Raw genomic sequence first — 16,429 nt, forward strand, 5'->3', positions numbered from 1 at the left:
TCATGCGCCACGCACTGAGGGAATTCGCGCTGCCGGTCTTCGCCATTGCGGCGGCGCTGCTGCTGTTCGGCCTGCTGGTGGCGTTCGCAGGCGTCGATCCGGTGGAGGTCTGGGTCACGCTGTTCAAGGGCGCATTCGGCGACTGGTTCTCCTGGCAGAACACGCTGCAGCGCGCCGCACCATTGATGCTCACCGCGCTGTGCGTGGCGCTGCCCGCGCGCGCCGGGCTCATCGTCATCGGCGGCGAGGGCTCGCTGGTGCTGGGCGGGCTGGCCTGCGCCGCGCTCGCGCATGCGGTGCCGCTGCCCGCCAACGCCGTCGGCACGGTGTTCGTCTGCATCGCGGGCGCCGTGGCCGGCGCGCTCTGGATCATGCTTGCGGGCTGGCTGCGTCAGTACCGGGGCATCAACGAGACCATCAGCAGCCTGCTGCTGGCCTACATCGCCATCGGCATCTTCAAGCACCTGGTCGAAGGGCCGCTGCGCGATCCGGCGAGCCTGAACAAGCCCTCGACCTACGCATTGAACGACGGACTGCTGATCGGCGGCATCGCCGGGTCCGACGTGCACTGGGGGCTGGTGATCGGCGTCGTGGCCTGCCTGGGGCTCGGGTGGTGGCTGCGTGCCACGGCCTCGGGCTTCTCGGTGCGCGTAGTGGGCGGCAATCCGCGCACTGCGCAGCTCGTCGGGCTGCCGGCCACGCGGCTCATTCTCTCGGCCTGTGGACTCGGCGGTGCCTGCGCGGGGCTCGCGGGTGCGGTCGAGGTGGCGGCGGTGCACACCAGCGCCAACGCCTCGCTGATCGCGGGCTACGGCTATGCGGGCATCCTGGTGTCGTTCATCGCGCGGCACAACCCGGTAGCCATCGTGCCGGTGGCCATTTTGTTCGGTGGCTTCGGCGCGGCGGGCAGCCTGCTGCAGCGCCGGCTCGGCTTGCCCGATGCGTCGGTGCTGGTGCTGCAGGGCATCGCCTTCGTGTTGATCCTCGCGAGCGAAGGGCTGCGCATGGTCGACTGGAGGAAGTTTGGCGACCGCATGCTGCCCGAGGCCAGGAGCTACACATGACGGCCGACCAATGGATCGCACTGGTCGCCGGCCTCGTTGGCGGCGCGTTGCGCGTGGGCGCGCCATTCCTGTTCGTGAGCCTGGGCGAGTGCCTCACCGAGAAATCGGGTCGCATCAATCTCGGGCTCGAAGGCGTTCTGGTGCTGTCGGCGATGGCGGCGTTCGGCGGCGCGTACCTCACCGATTCGGCCTGGCTCGGCGTGCTCATTGGCGCGACGGCGGGCGCATTGCTCGCGCTGCTGCACGGCCTGCTGTGCTCGCTCGACCGCGTGAACGATGTGGCGACCGGTATCGCATTGATGCTGCTGGGCACCGGGCTCGCCTTCTACCTGGGCAAGCCGCTGATTCAGCCGCAGGCGCCGCAGCTCCCCGCCATTGCGCTGGGCTTCTGGAGCGACAACACCGTGGTGCGCTCCGCACTGCAGCTCAATGCGCTGGTGCCCATCGGCGTGGCGCTCGCCGTACTGCTGTGGTGGGGCTTTGCGCACACGCGCGCCGGCCTGCTGGTGCGCATGGCGGGCGACTCGGCGCAGGCGACGCGCGCGCTGGGCTACTCGGTCTCGGGATTGCGCATCGCGGCGACCACGGCGGGTGGTTTCATCGCCGGGCTCGGCGGCGCATCGCTCACGCTGTTCTATCCGGGCAGCTGGAACGAAGGCATCTCCAGCGGCCAGGGCCTGATCGCCGTCGCGCTCGTGATCTTCGCGCGCTGGAGTCCGCTGCGCTGCGTGGGTGCGGCACTGTTGTTCGGTGGCGCGGGCGCCATCGGCCCGGCGCTGCAGTCCATCGGCATCGGCTGGGGCTACCACCTCTTCAACACCGTGCCGTATGTGCTCACGCTGGTGATCCTGGTGTTCACCTGCAAGCCGGGCGCCGTGGCCGCCGGCAGCCCCGGCGAGCTTTCATCGACAAGGAGCTGAATGCCATGACGACAACCATTGCCGCCGAGCCCTACGCCTGGCCCTACAACGCAAACCTGCGACCCGACAACACAGCGCTCATCGTCATCGACATGCAGACCGACTTCTGCGGCAAGGGCGGGTATGTCGACGTGATGGGCTACGACCTCTCGCTGGTGCAGGCGCCCATCCAGCCGATCGCGCGCACACTGGCGGCGCTGCGGCCTTTGGGCTTTCACATCATCCACACGCGCGAAGGCCATCGGCCCGACCTCGCGGACCTGCCCGCCAACAAGCGCTGGCGCTCGCGGCAGATTGGCGCGAATGGCGTGGGCATCGGCGACGACGGGCCGTGCGGCCGCATCCTGATTCGCGGCGAGCCGGGCTGGGAGATCATTCCCGAACTGGCGCCGTTGCCGGGCGAGGTCGTGATCGACAAGCCCGGCAAGGGCTCGTTCTATGCGACGGATCTCGAGCTCATCCTGCGCACGCGCGGCATCGAGAACCTCATCCTCGCGGGCATCACCACCGACGTGTGCGTGCACACCACGATGCGCGATGCGAACGACCGCGGGTTCGAATGCCTGCTGCTGTCGGACTGCACTGCGGCCACCGACCATGGCAACCATCTGGCGGCGTTGAAGATGATCACGATGCAGGGCGGCGTGTTTGGTGCGCATGCCACTTCGCAGGCATTGCTGGCGGCGGTATGAGATCTGTTGTGTCTCTTTCGGGGCGCGATCCCGCCGACGGGGGACATTCGCGGAGGGGAGTACCCGGTGGCCTGTGCACGCGCCCTGAACGGACCCTGATATGAGCGCCACCCCGTCCCACGCCATCGGCGGACTCCCTGCAGGCAGCGGCGCACTCGCGCTCGACACCTACGAGCTCACCAAGCGCTTCGGCGCCTTCACCGCGATGGACCGCGTGACGATGCGCGTCGAGCCCGGCACGGTGCATGCGCTGCTCGGCGAGAACGGCGCGGGCAAGAGCACGCTGGTGAAGTGCGTGGCCGGTTTCCAGCGCGCGGAGGAGGGCAGCATCCTCATCGACGGACGTGAGCAGGACATCGCCAACCCCATCGTCGCGCGCGCGCTGGGCATCGGCATGGTCTACCAGCACTTCACGCTGGCACCGGGCATGACGGTGGCCGAGAACCTGCTGCTCGCGGGCGGCAAGACACCGGCGCTGATCGACTGGAAGACGAAGCGCGCGGAGCTGAAGGCATTTCTTGCGACCACGCCTTTCAGCCTCGACCTCGACGTGCGTCCGTCCGAGCTTGCGGCTGGCGAGAAGCAGAAGCTCGAATTGCTCAAGCAGCTGTACCTGAAGCCGCGCCTCCTGATCCTCGACGAACCGACCTCGGTGCTCACGCCGCAGGAGGCCGACGAGGTGCTGGGCCATGTGCGCGAGTTCGCGCGCAGCGGCCTGTGCACCGTGCTCATCATCACGCACAAGTTCCGCGAGGTGATGGCGTATGCGGACAGCGTGACGGTGCTGCGCAGGGGCAAGGCAGTGCATCACTGCCGCGTGGCGGACACCAGCCCCGCGCAGTTGGCGCAGGCCATGATGGGCGGCGAGCAGGCCGCATCGTCGGCGCAAGCCCCCGCTGCGAGGAAGCCCGTGCCTGCCAATGCATCGGTCGCATTGAATGTCGAAGGCCTCAAGGCGCAGGGCGACCGCGGCACGCTGGCGCTGCATGACCTGAGCCTGTCGGTGCGTGCGGGCGAAATCCTCGGCGTGGCCGGCGTCTCCGGCAACGGACAGCGCGAGCTTGTCGAGGCGCTGGTCGGCCAGCGTCCGCGCATGGCCGGCAAGGTCAGCGTGATGGGGCAACCCTACGATGCACACCGCGCGGAGAACCGCGAGCTCAAGGTCCGGAGTCTCCCCGAAGAGCCGTTGCGCAATGCGTGCGTCGGCGACCTCAGTGTTGCGGAGAACATGGCACTGCGGGATTTCGATCAACCGCCGTTGTCGCGCGGCGGCGTTCTGAGTTTTCCTTACTGGCGCAGCCGTGCGCGCGAGTGGATTGCCGAGTACGGCGTCAAGACGCAGGGTGAGGGCGCGCCGATACGCAGCCTGTCCGGCGGCAACGTGCAGCGCGCCGTGCTGGCGCGGGAACTGGCGGGCGACATCAATGTGCTGATTGCGGCCAACCCCGTGTTCGGGCTGGACTTCGCAGCCGTCGCGGAAATCCATTCGCGCATCGTGCAGGTGCGGGAGAAGGGCGGGGCGGTGCTGCTGATCAGCGAAGACCTCGACGAGCTGCTGGAGCTTGCAGACCGCATCGTCGTGATGAGCGAAGGGCAGATCGTGTTCGAGACCTCGGCTGCCGGTGCGGAAAGACACGTGATCGGAGCCCACATGGGTGGCGGGCATCACTAGCCTTTGAAGCGAGAACCGACATGCGAATAGAAGAAGCCAACCCCTTTTCCTACGAATTCGACGTGGCCAGCACGGCGCTGGTCCTCATCGACATGCAGCGCGACTTCATCGAGCCCGGCGGCTTCGGTGAAACGCTGGGCAACGACGTGTCGCTGCTCGAAGCGATCGTTCCCGCGACGAATGCCGCTCTTGCGGCGTGGCGCAAAGCCGGCGGCCTGGTGGTGCACACCCGCGAAGCGCACAAGGCGGACCTCTCGGACTGCCCACCCGCCAAGCGCAACCGCGGCAAGCCTACATTGCGCATCGGCGACGAAGGCCCGATGGGCCGCATCCTCGTGGCCGGCGAGCCCGGCAACCAGATCATCGATGCGCTTGCGCCGATCGACGGCGAGCTCGTCATCGACAAGCCCGGCAAGGGCGCGTTCTATGCCACCGGCCTGCACGAAGTGCTGCAGCAGCGCGGCATCACCCACCTGCTGTTCGGCGGCGTCACCACCGAGGTCTGCGTGCAGACCAGCATGCGCGAAGCCAACGACCGCGGCTACGACAGCCTGCTGCTCGAAGATTGCACCGAAAGCTATTTCCCGGCATTCAAGGCGGCGACGCTCGACATGGTGCGCGCCCAGGGCGCCATCGTCGGCTGGACCGCGCCGAGCGCCGCGCTGCTCGCGGCGCTGAATGGCAACCCTTCGTGACGCTGGCGTCAGCGACTACCATTCCACACGTGTCTACCGTCCGAACCCGCCCCGCGCCTCCCGTCCCCGCCGCCGATCCGGCCGTTTTCCGCACGCGGGCCGACGAGGTCTACGCGCAGCTCAAGCGCGACGTGGCCGACTTCATCCTCGTGCCCGGCGACCGCTTCACCGAGAACGAAATCAGCGAGCGGCTGGGCGTGTCGCGCACGCCGATCCGGCAGGCGCTGTTCCGGTTGCAGCAGGAGGGTTTCGTCGAAGTGCTGTTTCGCAGCGGCTGGCGCGTGCTGCCCTTCGACTTCGACCAGTTCGAGCAGCTCTACGACCTTCGCATGGTGCTGGAGACCACCGCAGTGCACCGGCTGTGCGAAACCGACCGCCACATCGACCGCAGCCTGCTCGACGCGCTGGCCAGCATCTGGCTGGTGCCTGCGGCGCAGCGCAGCGCCGACATGGCGCAAGTGGCGCAGTGGGACGAAGCCTTCCACTGCGCGCTCGTGGCGGCCGCCGGCAATGCCGAGATGGCGCGCGTGCACCGCGACGTGACCGACCGCATCCGCATCATCCGCCGGCTCGACTTCACCAAGCAGCCGCGCATCGACGCTACCTACGACGAGCACGCGAAGATCCTGAAGGCCATCCGCGCGAACCGCGGCGACCAGGCGGCGATGCTGCTGCGGGCGCACATCGAGACCAGCCAGGCCGAGGTGCGCAAGATCACGCTGCACCAGGTGCATCTGGCGCGGCACGCAGGCAAGGCCGCGGGGCCGCGCTGATCAGAGCTTGAAGTCGTACTCGACCGTGATCGGCGCGTGATCGCTGAACTTGATGGTCTTGAAGATCTGTTCGGTGCGTGCGAGCGCGGCGGTCTTTGGCGTAGCCAGGTGGTAGTCGAGCCGCCATCCCACGTTGTTCGCGTAGGCCTGGCCGCGGTTGCTCCACCAGGTGTAGGCCTCGGCGGTGGTGTCGGGCTTGAGCATGCGGTACACGTCCACCAGGCCCGCGCCGTCGGCGCCGGCGTCGAGCAGCTTCGTCATCCAGGCGCGCTCCTCGGGCAGGAAGCCGCTGTTCTTCTGGTTGCCGCGCCAGTTCTTCAGGTCGATCTCTTTATGCGCGATGTTGATGTCGCCGCACAGCACGAACTCGCGCTCCTTCTTCAGCGCCACCAGGTGCGGGAAGAAGCCCTTGAGGAAGCGGAACTTGGCCTCCTGCCGCTCCTCGCCCGAACTGCCGCTCGGGAAGTAGCAGCTGATGACGGAGAACTTTCGCTTGGGCGTGTCGAAGCGCAGTTCTAGATACCGGCCCTCGGCGTCGAACTCGGCGTCGCCCCAGCCCACCACGACCTGGCTCGGAGCGTGCTTGGTGTAGACGGCGGTGCCGGCGTAGCCTTTCTTTTCTGCGAAGTGGAAATGGCCCTTGAGGCCGGCCATTTCCTCGAACCGGCCCTCGATGTCGCTGGCCTGGACGCGGATCTCCTGCATGCAAATACAATCCGGCGCAAGTTCGGCCACCCAGTCGGCCACGCCTTTGGTAGCGGCCGAACGCAGGCCATTGAGATTGAGACTGGTCAGTTTGAACACAAGGAATTCCCGATGGCTGTAGATGGTGAGAAAAGCAGCGCGGTTGCACAGGACTTCGTCCAGTTCGCCCTGGATGCCGGCGTGCTGCGCTTTGGCGAATTCAAGACCAAGGCCGGCCGGATGAGCCCGTATTTCTTCAATTCGGGGCTCTTCGACGACGGCGGCAAGATCGCCCGGCTCGCCGGATTCTATGCAGACCGGCTGATCGAGAGCGGGCTCGAATTCGACATGATCTTCGGCCCCGCCTACAAGGGCATCCCGCTGGGCGCCACGGTGGCCGCGGAACTCGCGCGGCGCGGACGCAACTACCCCTTTGCCTACAACCGCAAGGAAGCCAAGGCGCACGGCGAGGGCGGCAACCTCGTGGGCGCGCCGCTCAAGGGCCGCGTGCTGATCGTCGACGACGTGATGTCGGCCGGCACCGCGGTGCGCGAGTCGATTGCGGCGATCCAGGCGGCCGGCGCCACGCCGCATGCCGTGGCCATCGCGCTTGACCGGCAGGAGAAGGCGACCGAGAACGGCGTCGACGTGGACCACAGCGCCGTGCAGTACGTGCGCAACCAGCTCGGCCTGTCGGTGATCGCCATCGCCACGCTGGACGACCTGCTGAGCTACCTCTCGGGCAATGCCGCGGCCGACCTGGGCGCGCACCGCGAGCGCGTGCTGGCCTACCGCACGCGCTACGGCGCCAGCTGAGGCAAGGCCGCCCGATGCACGACGCAAGCGCCCCTGGCCTGCCGATCCGCCGGTTGGCGTCGGCCTCGCTCTTCCTGGCGGTTTCTTCGTTCTGCGGCGCGTTGCAGGCGCAATCCCCGAAAGTGGAGGGCGCCTCCCCCGGCATCTATACCTGCACCGACGCCCGCGGCCGCACGCTGACCGCCGACCGGCCGATTGCCGAGTGCAGCGACCGCGAGCAGCGCGAGCTGAACCCGAGCGGCTCCACCCGCCGCAAGGTCGAGCCGACCTATACCGCGCGCGAACTGCAGGAGCGCGAAGACCGCGCCCGCGAGGCCGCCATCCAGGCCGCGCGCCAGACCGACGAGCGCCGCCGCGAGCGGGCCCTGCTGGTGCGCTACCCCAATGCTGCCACGCACGACCGCGAACGCGCCGAGGCGCTGTCACAGATCGACGCAGTGACGCAGGCCGCGAAGAAGCGCATCGCCGAACTCGGCGAAGACCGCAAGAAGATCGACGAGGAGCTCGAGTTCTACAAGCAGGACACGAGCAAGGCGCCGGGCGCGGTGCGCCGCAGGCTCGATGACAACAAGCAGAGCGTGGCGGTGCAGAATCGCTTCATCGGCGAGCAGGAAGAAGAGAAGAAGCGGGTGAATGCGCGCTTCGATGAAGAGCGCACGCGCTTGAAGATGCTCTGGTCGCCGCAGAACGGCGGAAATCCTCGCTGAAACGGCCGGGGCCTTGCGCAAGGCCCCGGGTTTCTTTTGATCAGGCCAGCTTGGCCTTGAGCAGTTCGGTGACCTGCGCGGGGTTCGCCTTGCCGCCGCTGGCCTTCATGACCTGGCCCACAAGCGCGTTGAGCGCTTTTTCCTTGCCGCCGCGGTATTCCTCGACGTTCTTCGCGTTCTTCGCAATCACCTCGTCCAGGATCTTGTCGAGCGCGCCGGTGTCAGCCATCGGCTTCAGGTCCTTGGCCTCGATGATCGCATCGACATCGCTGCCTTCGCCGGTCCACAGCGCTTCGAACACCTGGCGCGCGGCGTTGTTCGGCAGCGTGCCGTCGGCGATGCGCTTCACCAGCTGGGCCAGTTGCCGAGCCTTCACCGGCGCGGCCTCGATGCCGATCTCGGCGGCGTTCAGGCGGCGCGCCATCTCGCCGGTGATCCAGTTGCTCGCGAGCTTGGGCGTGGCGCCCGCGTTCACGGCTTCGTCGAAGTAGCCGGCGAGCGCGGCGCTCTGCGTGAGCTGCGCGGCGTCGTATTCCGACAGGCCGTGGTCGCGCACATAGCGCTCGGCCATCGCGCGCGGCAGCTCGGGCATGGTGGCCTTCACGCGCTCGATCCAGTCGGCCGCGATCACCAGCGGAGGCAGGTCCGGGTCGGGAAAGTAGCGGTAATCGGCCGAGTCTTCCTTGGCGCGCATGGCGCGCGTCTCGCCGGTGTCGGGGTCGAACAGCACCGTGGCCTGCTCGATGGCGCGGCCGTCCTCGATCTCGTCGATCTGCCAGCGGATCTCGTAGTCGATCGCCTGCTGCATGAACTTGAAGCTGTTCAGGTTCTTGATCTCGCGGCGCGTGCCGAGTTTCTCGCCGGGGCGGCGCACCGACACGTTGGCGTCGCAGCGGAAGCTGCCTTCCTGCATGTTGCCGTCGCAGATGCCGATCCAGGTGACGATCTTGTGCAGCTCCTTCGCATAGGCCACGGCCTCGGCGGTGGAGCGCATGTCGGGCTCGGTCACGATCTCCAGCAGCGGCGTGCCGGCGCGGTTCAGGTCGATGCCGCTCTGGCCGACGAAGTCCTCGTGCAGCGACTTGCCCGCGTCTTCCTCGAGGTGGGCGCGCACGAGGCGCACCGTCTTCTGCTCCTCGCGCACGAAGAACGACACCGAGCCGCCCTGCACCACGGGAATCTCGAACTGGCTGATCTGGTAGCCCTTGGGCAGGTCGGGGTAGAAGTAGTTCTTGCGCGCGAACACGCTGCGCGGCGCGATGTGCGAGCCCAGCGCCAGGCCGAGCTTGATGGCGCGTTCGACCGCGCCCTTGTTCATCACGGGCAGCGTGCCGGGCAGCGCGAGGTCGACCGCGCAGGCCTGCGTGTTGGGCTCGGCGCCGAAGGCGGTGGAGGCGCGGCTGAAGATCTTGCTCGCGGTCGACAGCTGGGCGTGCGTCTCGAAGCCGATGATGACTTCATAGCCGCGCACCAGCGGGCCGGTCGGGCGGCCTTGTTGTTGTGCTTCGAATGTGTTCACTGTCTCGCTCATCTCAAAAACCTTCAGGCGTGCGTGCATGCCAGTCGGTGGCCTGCTGGAAGCGGTGCGCTGCATTGAGCAGCTTCGCTTCGCCGAAGTAGTTGCCGATCAGCTGCAGGCCCACGGGCATGCCGCCATCGAAGCCCGCGGGCACGCTCATGCCGGGCAGGCCGGCGAGCGATGCGGGCAGCGTGAAGATGTCGGCGAGGTAGTCGGCCACGGGGTCGCCGCCGTGTTCGCCGAGCTTCCATGCGGTGGTGGGCGCGGCCGGGCCGGCGATCACGTCGCACTGCTTGAAGGCCTGCTGGAAGTCGTCGGCGATCATGCGGCGTACTTTCTGCGCCTGCAGGTAGTAGGCGTCGTAGTAGCCGTGCGAGAGCACGTAGGTGCCGATCATGATGCGGCGCTTCACTTCGTCGCCGAAGCCTTCGGCGCGTGTGCGTTCGTACATCTGCGTGAGCGCGCTCTTGTCGCTGGCGGGGTCGATGAAGTCCTTGGCGCGATGGCCGAACTTCACGCCATCGAAGCGGCTCAGGTTGCTCGAGGCCTCGGCCGCGGCAATGATGTAGTACACGGGAATCGACAGCTCGGTGCGCGGCAGCGTGACCTCGACGCGCTTCGCGCCGAGCTTCTCGTACTGCGAGAGCGCCGCGTCGATGGCCGCGCGCACGCCGGGCGCCACGCCTTCGCCGAAGAACTCCTTCGGCACGCCGATGCGCAGGCCTTCGAGCGAGTCGTTCAGCGAGCGGCCGAAGTTCTCGGTGGGCTTGTCGAGCGAGGTGGAATCGCGGTCCAGGTCGGGGCCGCAGAAGGCCGACAGCAGCAGCGCGCAGTCTTCGGCCGAGCGGGCCATCGGGCCGGCCTGGTCGAGGCTCGATGCGAAGGCCACCATGCCGTAGCGCGAGGCGCGGCCGTAGGTCGGCTTGATGCCGGTCACGCCGCAGAACGACGCGGGCTGGCGGATCGAGCCGCCGGTGTCGGTGCCGGTGGCCGCGGGGGCCAGGCGTGCCGCGACGGCCGCTGCGCTGGCGCCGGACGAGCCGCCCGGAATGCGCTTGCGGTTCCACGGGTTCTGCACCGGCACGACCTTGTTGTGGCCCACGGCGGGCACGGCGACGTTCTCATTGGCCGAGCCCATCGCGAATTCGTCGCAGCTCAGCTTGCCGAGCGTGACCGCGCCGGCTTCGGCCAGGCGGCGCACCACGGTGGCGTCGAAGGGCGAGCGGTAGCCCGCGAGCATCTTCGAGCCGGCGGTGGTGGCGAAATCGGTGGTGACGAAGATGTCCTTGTGCGCGATCGGCACGCCGGCCAACGCGGGGGCATTGCCTTTGGCGATCAGCGCGTCGGCGGCGCGGGCCTGGGCCAGCGTGACTTCTTCGTTGATGTCGACAAAAGTGCCCAGCGATTCGTGGGCCTTCATGCGGCCCAGGAAAACCTGCGAGGCTTCGACGGCCGAGACCTTGCGTTCGGCCAGGGCGCGGGCCAGGGCGACCACGCCCATTTGGTGCAATTGTTCGCCGCTCATTATTCGATCACCTTCGGCACGAGGAACAGGCCGGCTTCGACGGCCGGGGCGCTCTTCTGGTTGGCTTCGCGGTTGTTTGGTTCGCTCACCACGTCGTCGCGCAGGCGCAGCGTGATGTCTTCGAGCGCGGCCACGGGATGGGCCAGCGGCTCGACGCCGGTGGTGTCCACGGAACGCATACGTTCGACTAAATCGAAGAAGCCGTTGATCTGGCTGAGCATGCGCTCGCTTTCATTGGAGGCAAGCTGCAGCCTCGCCAGCGAGGCAATGCGCGCAATATCTGAAGCGGAGAGTGACATAGGTCGGAACGGCCAAAAAAAGCGGGGGTAATCGCACGCCGAAACGGGTGCTAATACAGGAATCAGAGGGGATTCGGTTATTATCCCGCCTTTGCCGCAACCCCCGCGAACACGCCGGCTTTTGCGCCAAAAACGATCAATTCACCCCGTCACACGACCCAAAAAATAGAGCGACGACCTGCCGATGCGCAGGCCGTGCTCAGAGGATTCCGCACATGTTTGGAGCTTTCCGTCGGTACTTTTCCACCGACCTTGCGATCGACCTCGGCACCGCCAACACCCTGATATTCGCCCGCAACAAGGGCATCGTGCTGGACGAACCCTCGGTTGTCGCGATCCGCCACGAAGGCGGCCCCCACGGCAAGAAGGTGATCCAGGCCGTCGGCCGCGAAGCCAAGGCCATGCTGGGCAAGGTGCCCGGCAACATCGAGGCGATCCGCCCGATGAAGGACGGCGTGATCGCCGACTTCGTGATCACCGAGCAGATGATCAAGCAGTTCATCAAGATGGTGCACCCGCGCACGCTGCTCACGCCGAGCCCGCGCATCATCATCTGCGTGCCCTGCGGCTCCACCCAGGTCGAGCGCCGCGCCATCAAGGATGCGGCCGAAGCCGCTGGCGCCACCTCCGTCTACCTCATCGAGGAACCCATGGCCGCGGCCATCGGCGCCGGCCTTCCCGTCAGCGAAGCCTCGGGCTCGATGGTGGTGGACATCGGCGGCGGCACCACCGAAGTGGGCGTCATCAGCCTGGGCGGCATGGTCTACAAGGGCTCCGTGCGCGTGGGCGGCGACCGCTTCGACGAAGCCATCATCAACTACATCCGCCGCAACTACGGCATGCTGATCGGCGAGCCGACGGCCGAAGTCATCAAGAAGAACATCGGCTCGGCCTTCCCGGGCTCCGAAGTCAAGGAGATGGAAGTCAAGGGCCGCAACCTGTCCGAAGGCGTGCCGCGCAGCTTCACCATCAGCAGCAACGAAGTGCTGGAAGCCCTGACCGATCCGCTCAACAACATCGTCTCGGCCGTGAAAAACGCGCTGGAACAGACACCGCCCGAGCTGGGCGCCGACATCGCCGAGCGCGGCATGATGCTGACCGGCGGCGGCGCGCTGCTGCGAGACCTCGACCGCCTGCTGGCCGAGGAAACCGGCCTGCCGGTGCTGGTGGCCGAAGACCCGCTGACCTGCGTGGTGCGCGGCTGCGGCATCGCGCTCGAGCGCATGGACCGTCTCGGCAGCATCTTCACGAGCGAGTAAAACGCGAAAGCCATCATCGGCCGGCCTCTGCTTGCGCAGGCCGGCTTTTTGTTATTTGATTCCGCACCACCGCCGGGTCTGAATTCATGCCTCTGGGCACGCTCGATCGCACAGCGCCACCCCTGTTCAACCAGGGGCAGTCGGCACTCAGCAAGCTGATCTTCTTCGGCGCGCTCGCCCTGTTCCTCATGGTGGCCGATTCACGCTTCCGCATCGTGCAGCCGATCCGTGCAGGCATCGGCGCGGTGCTCTACCCGGTGCAATGGGTGGCGATGAAGCCGGTGCAGGCCGTGCTCGGCGGCGGGCGCTATCTCGAAGACTTGCAGACCGCCCAGCGCAACGAGGAAGACGCGCGCAAGGCGCTGATGATGCAGGCCGAACGCGCCGCCCAGGCCGACACGCTGTCGCAGGACAACGCCCGCCTGCGCGAACTGCTCGAACTGCGCCAGACCACCACGACGCCGGGCCGCGCGGCGGAGGTGCTCTACGACGCGGCCGACCCCTACACCCGCAAGATCGTCATCGACCAGGGCATGACCCAGGGCGTGGCACCCGGCTCGCCGGTGATCGACGCGCGCGGCGTGCTCGGCCAGGTCACGCAGGTGCTGCCCTTCACGAGCGAGGTCACGCTGGTGATCGACCGCGACCTCTCCATTCCCGTGCAGAACACCCGCACCGGTGTGCGCAGCGTGGCCTTCGGCGACGCCTCGGCCCACGGCGGCGGGCTGGAGCTGCGCTTCATGGCCGCCAATGCCGACCTGCAGGAGGGCGACCTGCTCTCCACCAGCGGCGTCGACGGCATCTACCCCGCCGGCCTGCCGGTGGCCAAGATCGAGCGCATCGAGCGCCGCGCCGACTCCGCCTTCGCCCGCATCTACTGCGTGCCGCTGGCCCACGTGACGGCCGCGCGCTACGTGCTGGTGCTCGAACCCACCGGTGCCCCGATGGCGCCACCGCCCGCGCCCGCGGCGGCCACGCAGCGCAAGCGGCCTGAAGGCAAGCCCGGCGCGGGCAAGAACGAGAAGAAGCCGGGAGCGCGCCAATGATCAAGCGTCCCGGCCAGCAGCAGCTCCTGCTGCCCGTCAGCCCCGTCTTCATGTGGTCGAGCCTCATCGTGGCGCTGCTCGTCAACATGATTCCCATCGGCCGCGCCGTCTGGATGCCCGACCTGCTGGCGCTGGTGATCGTGTTCTGGGGCGTGCACCAGCCCGCACGCGTGGGCGTCGGCGCGGCCTTCGTGTTCGGGCTGTGCATGGATGTGCACCAGGCCTCGATGCTGGGCCAGCACGCGCTGGCCTATACGACGCTGGGCTTCTTTGCGATCACCATCCACCGGCGCCTGCTCTGGTACCCGGTGGCGTCGCAGGCGCTGCAGGTGCTGCCGCTGTTCGCGCTGTCGCAGCTGATCGAGGTCATCACGCGGATGGTCGGCGGCGGCGTGTTCCCGGGCTGGACGGTGTTGATCTCGCCTGCCATCGAGGCTGCGCTGTGGCCACTGGTCACTGCCTTGCTGCTGGCGCCGCAACGCCGCACCCCGGAACCCGACGAGAACCGTCCGCTATGAGCGCTCCCCCAGGCTTCGCGCACTTCGTGTCGCTTCGCCAACCCCCTCGCCGGGGGCAACACCAGCGGCCGGGCAAAGCCCGTTCCGCCGTGTTTCGCGATGAGTCCGCGCCGCTTCCGTTCGGCTCGGGAGGCGCATTTGCCATCGCACCTGCGCGCGCCTAAGCTCCCTCCGCCATGACCGAAATCCGCAACGTAGCCGCCGACCTTGCGCGCTTCAAGCGCCGCGTGATCGTCATCGGTCTTGCTGTGCTGTTTGCCTTCGGCCTGCTGTGCGCGCGGCTGGTGTACCTGCAGGTCGTGCGCCACGAAGACCTCGCCGAGCAAGCCGAGAGCAATCGCACGGCCATCGTGCCGGTGGTGCCCAACCGGGGCCTGATCCTCGACCGCAACGGCATCGTGCTGGCTTCCAACTACTCGGCCTACACGCTGGAGATCACGCCCTCGAAGGTGGGCGACGTCGAGGAGACCATCGACAGCCTGACCCAGGTGCTCGAGGTCTCGCCGCGCGACCGCCGCCGCTTCAAGCGCCTGCGCGAGGATTCGCGCAGCTTCGACTCCATTCCGATCCGCACTCGCCTGAGCGACGAGGAAGTCGCGCGCTTCGCGGCGCAGCGCTACCGTTTTCCGGGCGTGGAGATCAAGGCGCGCCTGTTCCGCAACTACCCGCAGGGCGAGCTGGCCTCGCACGTGCTCGGCTACATCGGCCGCATCAACCAGCGCGAGAAGACCGCGATGGAAGACTGGGACGAGGAAGACCAGGCCAACTACAAGGGCACCGACTACATCGGCAAGCTCGGCATCGAGCAGAGCTACGAGAAGACGCTGCATGGCCTGACCGGCGTCGAGCAGATGGAAACTTCGGCCGGAGGCCGCGCCGTGCGCCGGCTCGCGAGCCACCCCGCCACGCCGGGCAACACGGTGATGCTGTCGCTCGACATCAAGCTGCAGAAGCTGGTGGAAGACATGTTCGGCGATCGCCGCGGCGCGCTGGTGGCCATCGACCCCAAGACCGGCGAGGTGCTGGCTTTCGTGAGCAAGCCCACCTTCGATCCGAACCTGTTCGTCGAAGGCATCGACAACGAAAGCTGGGCGGCGCTGACCGAGTCCATCGACAAGCCGCTGCTGAACCGCGCGCTGCGCGGCACCTACCCGCCCGGCTCGACCTACAAGCCCTTCATGGCGCTCGCCGCGCTGCAGACCGGCAAGCGCGGGCCCAGCGTGGTGATCAACGACCCGGGCTATTTCAACTTCGGCGGCCACCGCTTCGGCAGCCCCGAAGGCAACATCGGGGGCGTCGACATGCGCCGCTCGATCCAGCTGTCGAGCAACATCTACTACTACTCGCTGGCCAACGAAATGGGCGTGGACCTGATCCACGACTTCATGAAGCCGCTGGGCTTCGGCCAGATCACCGGCATCGACCTGGGCGGCGAGGTGCGCGGCGTGCTGCCGAGCACCGAGTGGAAGCGCAACACCTACAAGCGGCCCGAGCAGAAAAAATGGTACGCGGGCGAGACCATCTCGCTGGGCATCGGCCAGGGCTACAACGCCTTCACGATGCTGCAGCTCGCGCAGGCCACGTCCATCGTGGCCGACGGGGGCATGAAGCACAAGCCGCACCTCGTGCTGGCCACGCGCAACACGGTGAGCGGACAGGTGGTGCCGCTGCCGCAGCCGCCGGCGGAAAACCTCGGCTTCGCCGCAGCCAACGTGACGGTGGTCCGCGAGGGCCTGACCAGCGTGGTCACCAGCGGCACTGCGCGCAGCGTGTTCGCGGGCGCGGGCTACCAGGCAGCCGGCAAGACAGGTACGGCGCAGGCGGTGACGCAGGCGCAGAACACCAAGTACAACGCGCGCGCACTCGAAGAGCATCAGCGCGACCATGCGCTGTTCATGGCCTTCGCGCCGGTGAACGATCCGAAGATCGCGGTCGCGGTGATCGTGGAAAACGCAGGCTGGGGCGCTGGCGCCGCGGCGCCCATTGCGCGCCGCGTGTTCGACTACTGGTTGATGGACCAATACCCGAGCGAAGCCGACATGGCCGCGATCAAGATCGGCAAGGCCGCCGCGCCGATGGGCAAGCCGCGCGTGGCGAGCGAAGTGGCGTGGCCTGCCGCCGCGGCGGCTCCTGCGGCCGCGCCCTGATCTCGTGCTCCCTCTCCCCTTGGGGAGAGGGTTGGGGTGAGGGTGAGCGGCAATGATGTCCGCGCGATGTTGCAAGACCGGCTGCCCTCACCC

Annotated in this window: 16 protein-coding genes; 12 read left to right on the forward strand and 4 right to left on the reverse strand. The window is 67.5% G+C overall.

Annotated elements, in window-relative coordinates:
* Window positions 1–2 precede the first annotated feature (2 nt).
* The 6 genes from ACEOAB_RS00680 to ACEOAB_RS00705 all read left to right on the forward strand — a co-directional run bounded on the left by ACEOAB_RS00680 (window position 3) and on the right by ACEOAB_RS00705 (window position 5,816).
* Window positions 3–1,064, forward strand: a complete 1,062-nt coding sequence (locus ACEOAB_RS00680) for an ABC transporter permease (protein ID WP_495653365.1) — start codon at window positions 3–5, stop codon at window positions 1,062–1,064.
* On the forward strand, window positions 1,061–1,984 hold the full coding sequence (locus ACEOAB_RS00685) for an ABC transporter permease (RefSeq protein WP_413750194.1): 924 nt from the start codon (window positions 1,061–1,063) through the stop codon (window positions 1,982–1,984). Before ACEOAB_RS00680 ends, ACEOAB_RS00685 begins: the two co-directional genes overlap by 4 nt.
* A 5-nt stretch (window positions 1,985–1,989) precedes the next feature.
* Complete coding sequence (gene biuH, locus ACEOAB_RS00690; RefSeq protein ID WP_056588055.1) at window positions 1,990–2,676, forward strand: biuret amidohydrolase; 687 nt, start codon at window positions 1,990–1,992, stop codon at window positions 2,674–2,676.
* 100 nt (window positions 2,677–2,776) lie between these two features.
* Complete coding sequence (locus ACEOAB_RS00695; protein WP_413750193.1) at window positions 2,777–4,348, forward strand: ABC transporter ATP-binding protein; 1,572 nt, start codon at window positions 2,777–2,779, stop codon at window positions 4,346–4,348.
* A 20-nt stretch (window positions 4,349–4,368) separates the two neighbouring features.
* Window positions 4,369–5,043 (forward strand): cysteine hydrolase family protein, encoded by a 675-nt coding sequence (locus ACEOAB_RS00700; RefSeq protein WP_056588049.1) that lies wholly within the window; start codon window positions 4,369–4,371, stop codon window positions 5,041–5,043.
* Between the two features lie 29 nt (window positions 5,044–5,072).
* Window positions 5,073–5,816: a GntR family transcriptional regulator gene (locus ACEOAB_RS00705; protein ID WP_200955383.1), complete on the forward strand. Its 744-nt coding sequence runs from the start codon at window positions 5,073–5,075 to the stop codon at window positions 5,814–5,816.
* On the opposite strand, the gene ACEOAB_RS00710 is transcribed toward ACEOAB_RS00705, so the two are convergent.
* A complete protein-coding gene (locus tag ACEOAB_RS00710) occupies window positions 5,817–6,620 on the reverse strand; it encodes an exodeoxyribonuclease III (RefSeq protein ID WP_056588046.1) in 804 nt (267 codons plus the stop codon).
* Between the two features lie 12 nt (window positions 6,621–6,632).
* On the opposite strand from ACEOAB_RS00710, the gene pyrE reads away from it, so the two are divergent.
* Entirely contained in the window at window positions 6,633–7,316 is a 684-nt protein-coding gene (gene pyrE / locus ACEOAB_RS00715; RefSeq protein ID WP_007838033.1) for an orotate phosphoribosyltransferase, read from the forward strand.
* A gap of 14 nt (window positions 7,317–7,330) precedes the next feature.
* Window positions 7,331–8,023 (forward strand): DUF4124 domain-containing protein, encoded by a 693-nt coding sequence (locus ACEOAB_RS00720; RefSeq protein ID WP_413750192.1) that lies wholly within the window; start codon window positions 7,331–7,333, stop codon window positions 8,021–8,023.
* 40 nt (window positions 8,024–8,063) lie between these two features.
* Here the strand turns inward: ACEOAB_RS00720 and gatB are convergent, their stop codons facing one another.
* Genes gatB through gatC form a run of 3 tightly spaced genes read right to left on the reverse strand, consistent with a single transcriptional unit; the run spans window position 8,064 to window position 11,366 of the window.
* Window positions 8,064–9,554, reverse strand: coding sequence for an Asp-tRNA(Asn)/Glu-tRNA(Gln) amidotransferase subunit GatB (gene gatB, locus ACEOAB_RS00725; RefSeq protein WP_056588039.1), 1,491 nt, complete (start codon window positions 9,552–9,554; stop codon window positions 8,064–8,066).
* 1 nt (window position 9,555) lies between these two features.
* Window positions 9,556–11,067, reverse strand: coding sequence for an Asp-tRNA(Asn)/Glu-tRNA(Gln) amidotransferase subunit GatA (gene gatA, locus ACEOAB_RS00730; protein WP_495653366.1), 1,512 nt, complete (start codon window positions 11,065–11,067; stop codon window positions 9,556–9,558).
* Window positions 11,067–11,366, reverse strand: coding sequence for an Asp-tRNA(Asn)/Glu-tRNA(Gln) amidotransferase subunit GatC (gene gatC / locus ACEOAB_RS00735; RefSeq protein ID WP_413750868.1), 300 nt, complete (start codon window positions 11,364–11,366; stop codon window positions 11,067–11,069). The genes gatA and gatC overlap by 1 nt, the downstream gene beginning before the upstream one ends.
* Window positions 11,367–11,581: 215 nt before the next feature.
* Here gatC and ACEOAB_RS00740 point away from each other — a divergent pair, with 215 nt between their 5' ends.
* The 4 genes from ACEOAB_RS00740 (at window position 11,582) to mrdA (ending at window position 16,336) form a co-directional block, all read left to right on the forward strand.
* Window positions 11,582–12,625 carry a rod shape-determining protein gene (locus tag ACEOAB_RS00740; RefSeq protein WP_007833435.1) on the forward strand — a complete coding sequence of 348 codons (1,044 nt, stop codon included), beginning with the start codon at window positions 11,582–11,584 and terminating at the stop codon, window positions 12,623–12,625.
* 86 nt (window positions 12,626–12,711) lie between these two features.
* Window positions 12,712–13,671, forward strand: coding sequence for a rod shape-determining protein MreC (gene mreC / locus ACEOAB_RS00745; RefSeq protein ID WP_056588030.1), 960 nt, complete (start codon window positions 12,712–12,714; stop codon window positions 13,669–13,671).
* Complete coding sequence (mreD, locus tag ACEOAB_RS00750; protein ID WP_056588027.1) at window positions 13,668–14,189, forward strand: rod shape-determining protein MreD; 522 nt, start codon at window positions 13,668–13,670, stop codon at window positions 14,187–14,189. Before mreC ends, mreD begins: the two co-directional genes overlap by 4 nt.
* 176 nt (window positions 14,190–14,365) lie before the next feature.
* Window positions 14,366–16,336, forward strand: a complete 1,971-nt coding sequence (gene mrdA, locus ACEOAB_RS00755) for a penicillin-binding protein 2 (RefSeq protein WP_056588025.1) — start codon at window positions 14,366–14,368, stop codon at window positions 16,334–16,336.
* Window positions 16,337–16,429 lie beyond the last annotated feature (93 nt).

The organism is Variovorax sp. Varisp53, from assembly GCF_059491555.1.

Excerpts from the sequence above, each read along its gene's own strand:
- ACEOAB_RS00680 (WP_495653365.1), top strand. The coding sequence starts at position 3 with ATGCGCCACGCACTGAGGGAATTCGCGCTGCCGGTCTTCGCCATTGCG.
- ACEOAB_RS00685 (WP_413750194.1), top strand. The coding sequence starts at position 1,061 with ATGACGGCCGACCAATGGATCGCACTGGTCGCCGGCCTCGTTGGCGGC.
- biuH (WP_056588055.1), top strand. The coding sequence starts at position 1,990 with ATGACGACAACCATTGCCGCCGAGCCCTACGCCTGGCCCTACAACGCA.
- ACEOAB_RS00695 (WP_413750193.1), top strand. The coding sequence starts at position 2,777 with ATGAGCGCCACCCCGTCCCACGCCATCGGCGGACTCCCTGCAGGCAGC.
- ACEOAB_RS00700 (WP_056588049.1), top strand. The coding sequence starts at position 4,369 with ATGCGAATAGAAGAAGCCAACCCCTTTTCCTACGAATTCGACGTGGCC.
- pyrE (WP_007838033.1), top strand. The coding sequence starts at position 6,633 with ATGGCTGTAGATGGTGAGAAAAGCAGCGCGGTTGCACAGGACTTCGTC.
- ACEOAB_RS00720 (WP_413750192.1), top strand. The coding sequence starts at position 7,331 with ATGCACGACGCAAGCGCCCCTGGCCTGCCGATCCGCCGGTTGGCGTCG.
- gatB (WP_056588039.1), bottom strand. The coding sequence starts at position 9,554 with ATGAGCGAGACAGTGAACACATTCGAAGCACAACAACAAGGCCGCCCG.
- gatA (WP_495653366.1), bottom strand. The coding sequence starts at position 11,067 with ATGAGCGGCGAACAATTGCACCAAATGGGCGTGGTCGCCCTGGCCCGC.
- gatC (WP_413750868.1), bottom strand. The coding sequence starts at position 11,366 with ATGTCACTCTCCGCTTCAGATATTGCGCGCATTGCCTCGCTGGCGAGG.
- ACEOAB_RS00740 (WP_007833435.1), top strand. The coding sequence starts at position 11,582 with ATGTTTGGAGCTTTCCGTCGGTACTTTTCCACCGACCTTGCGATCGAC.
- mreC (WP_056588030.1), top strand. The coding sequence starts at position 12,712 with ATGCCTCTGGGCACGCTCGATCGCACAGCGCCACCCCTGTTCAACCAG.
- mreD (WP_056588027.1), top strand. The coding sequence starts at position 13,668 with ATGATCAAGCGTCCCGGCCAGCAGCAGCTCCTGCTGCCCGTCAGCCCC.
- mrdA (WP_056588025.1), top strand. The coding sequence starts at position 14,366 with ATGACCGAAATCCGCAACGTAGCCGCCGACCTTGCGCGCTTCAAGCGC.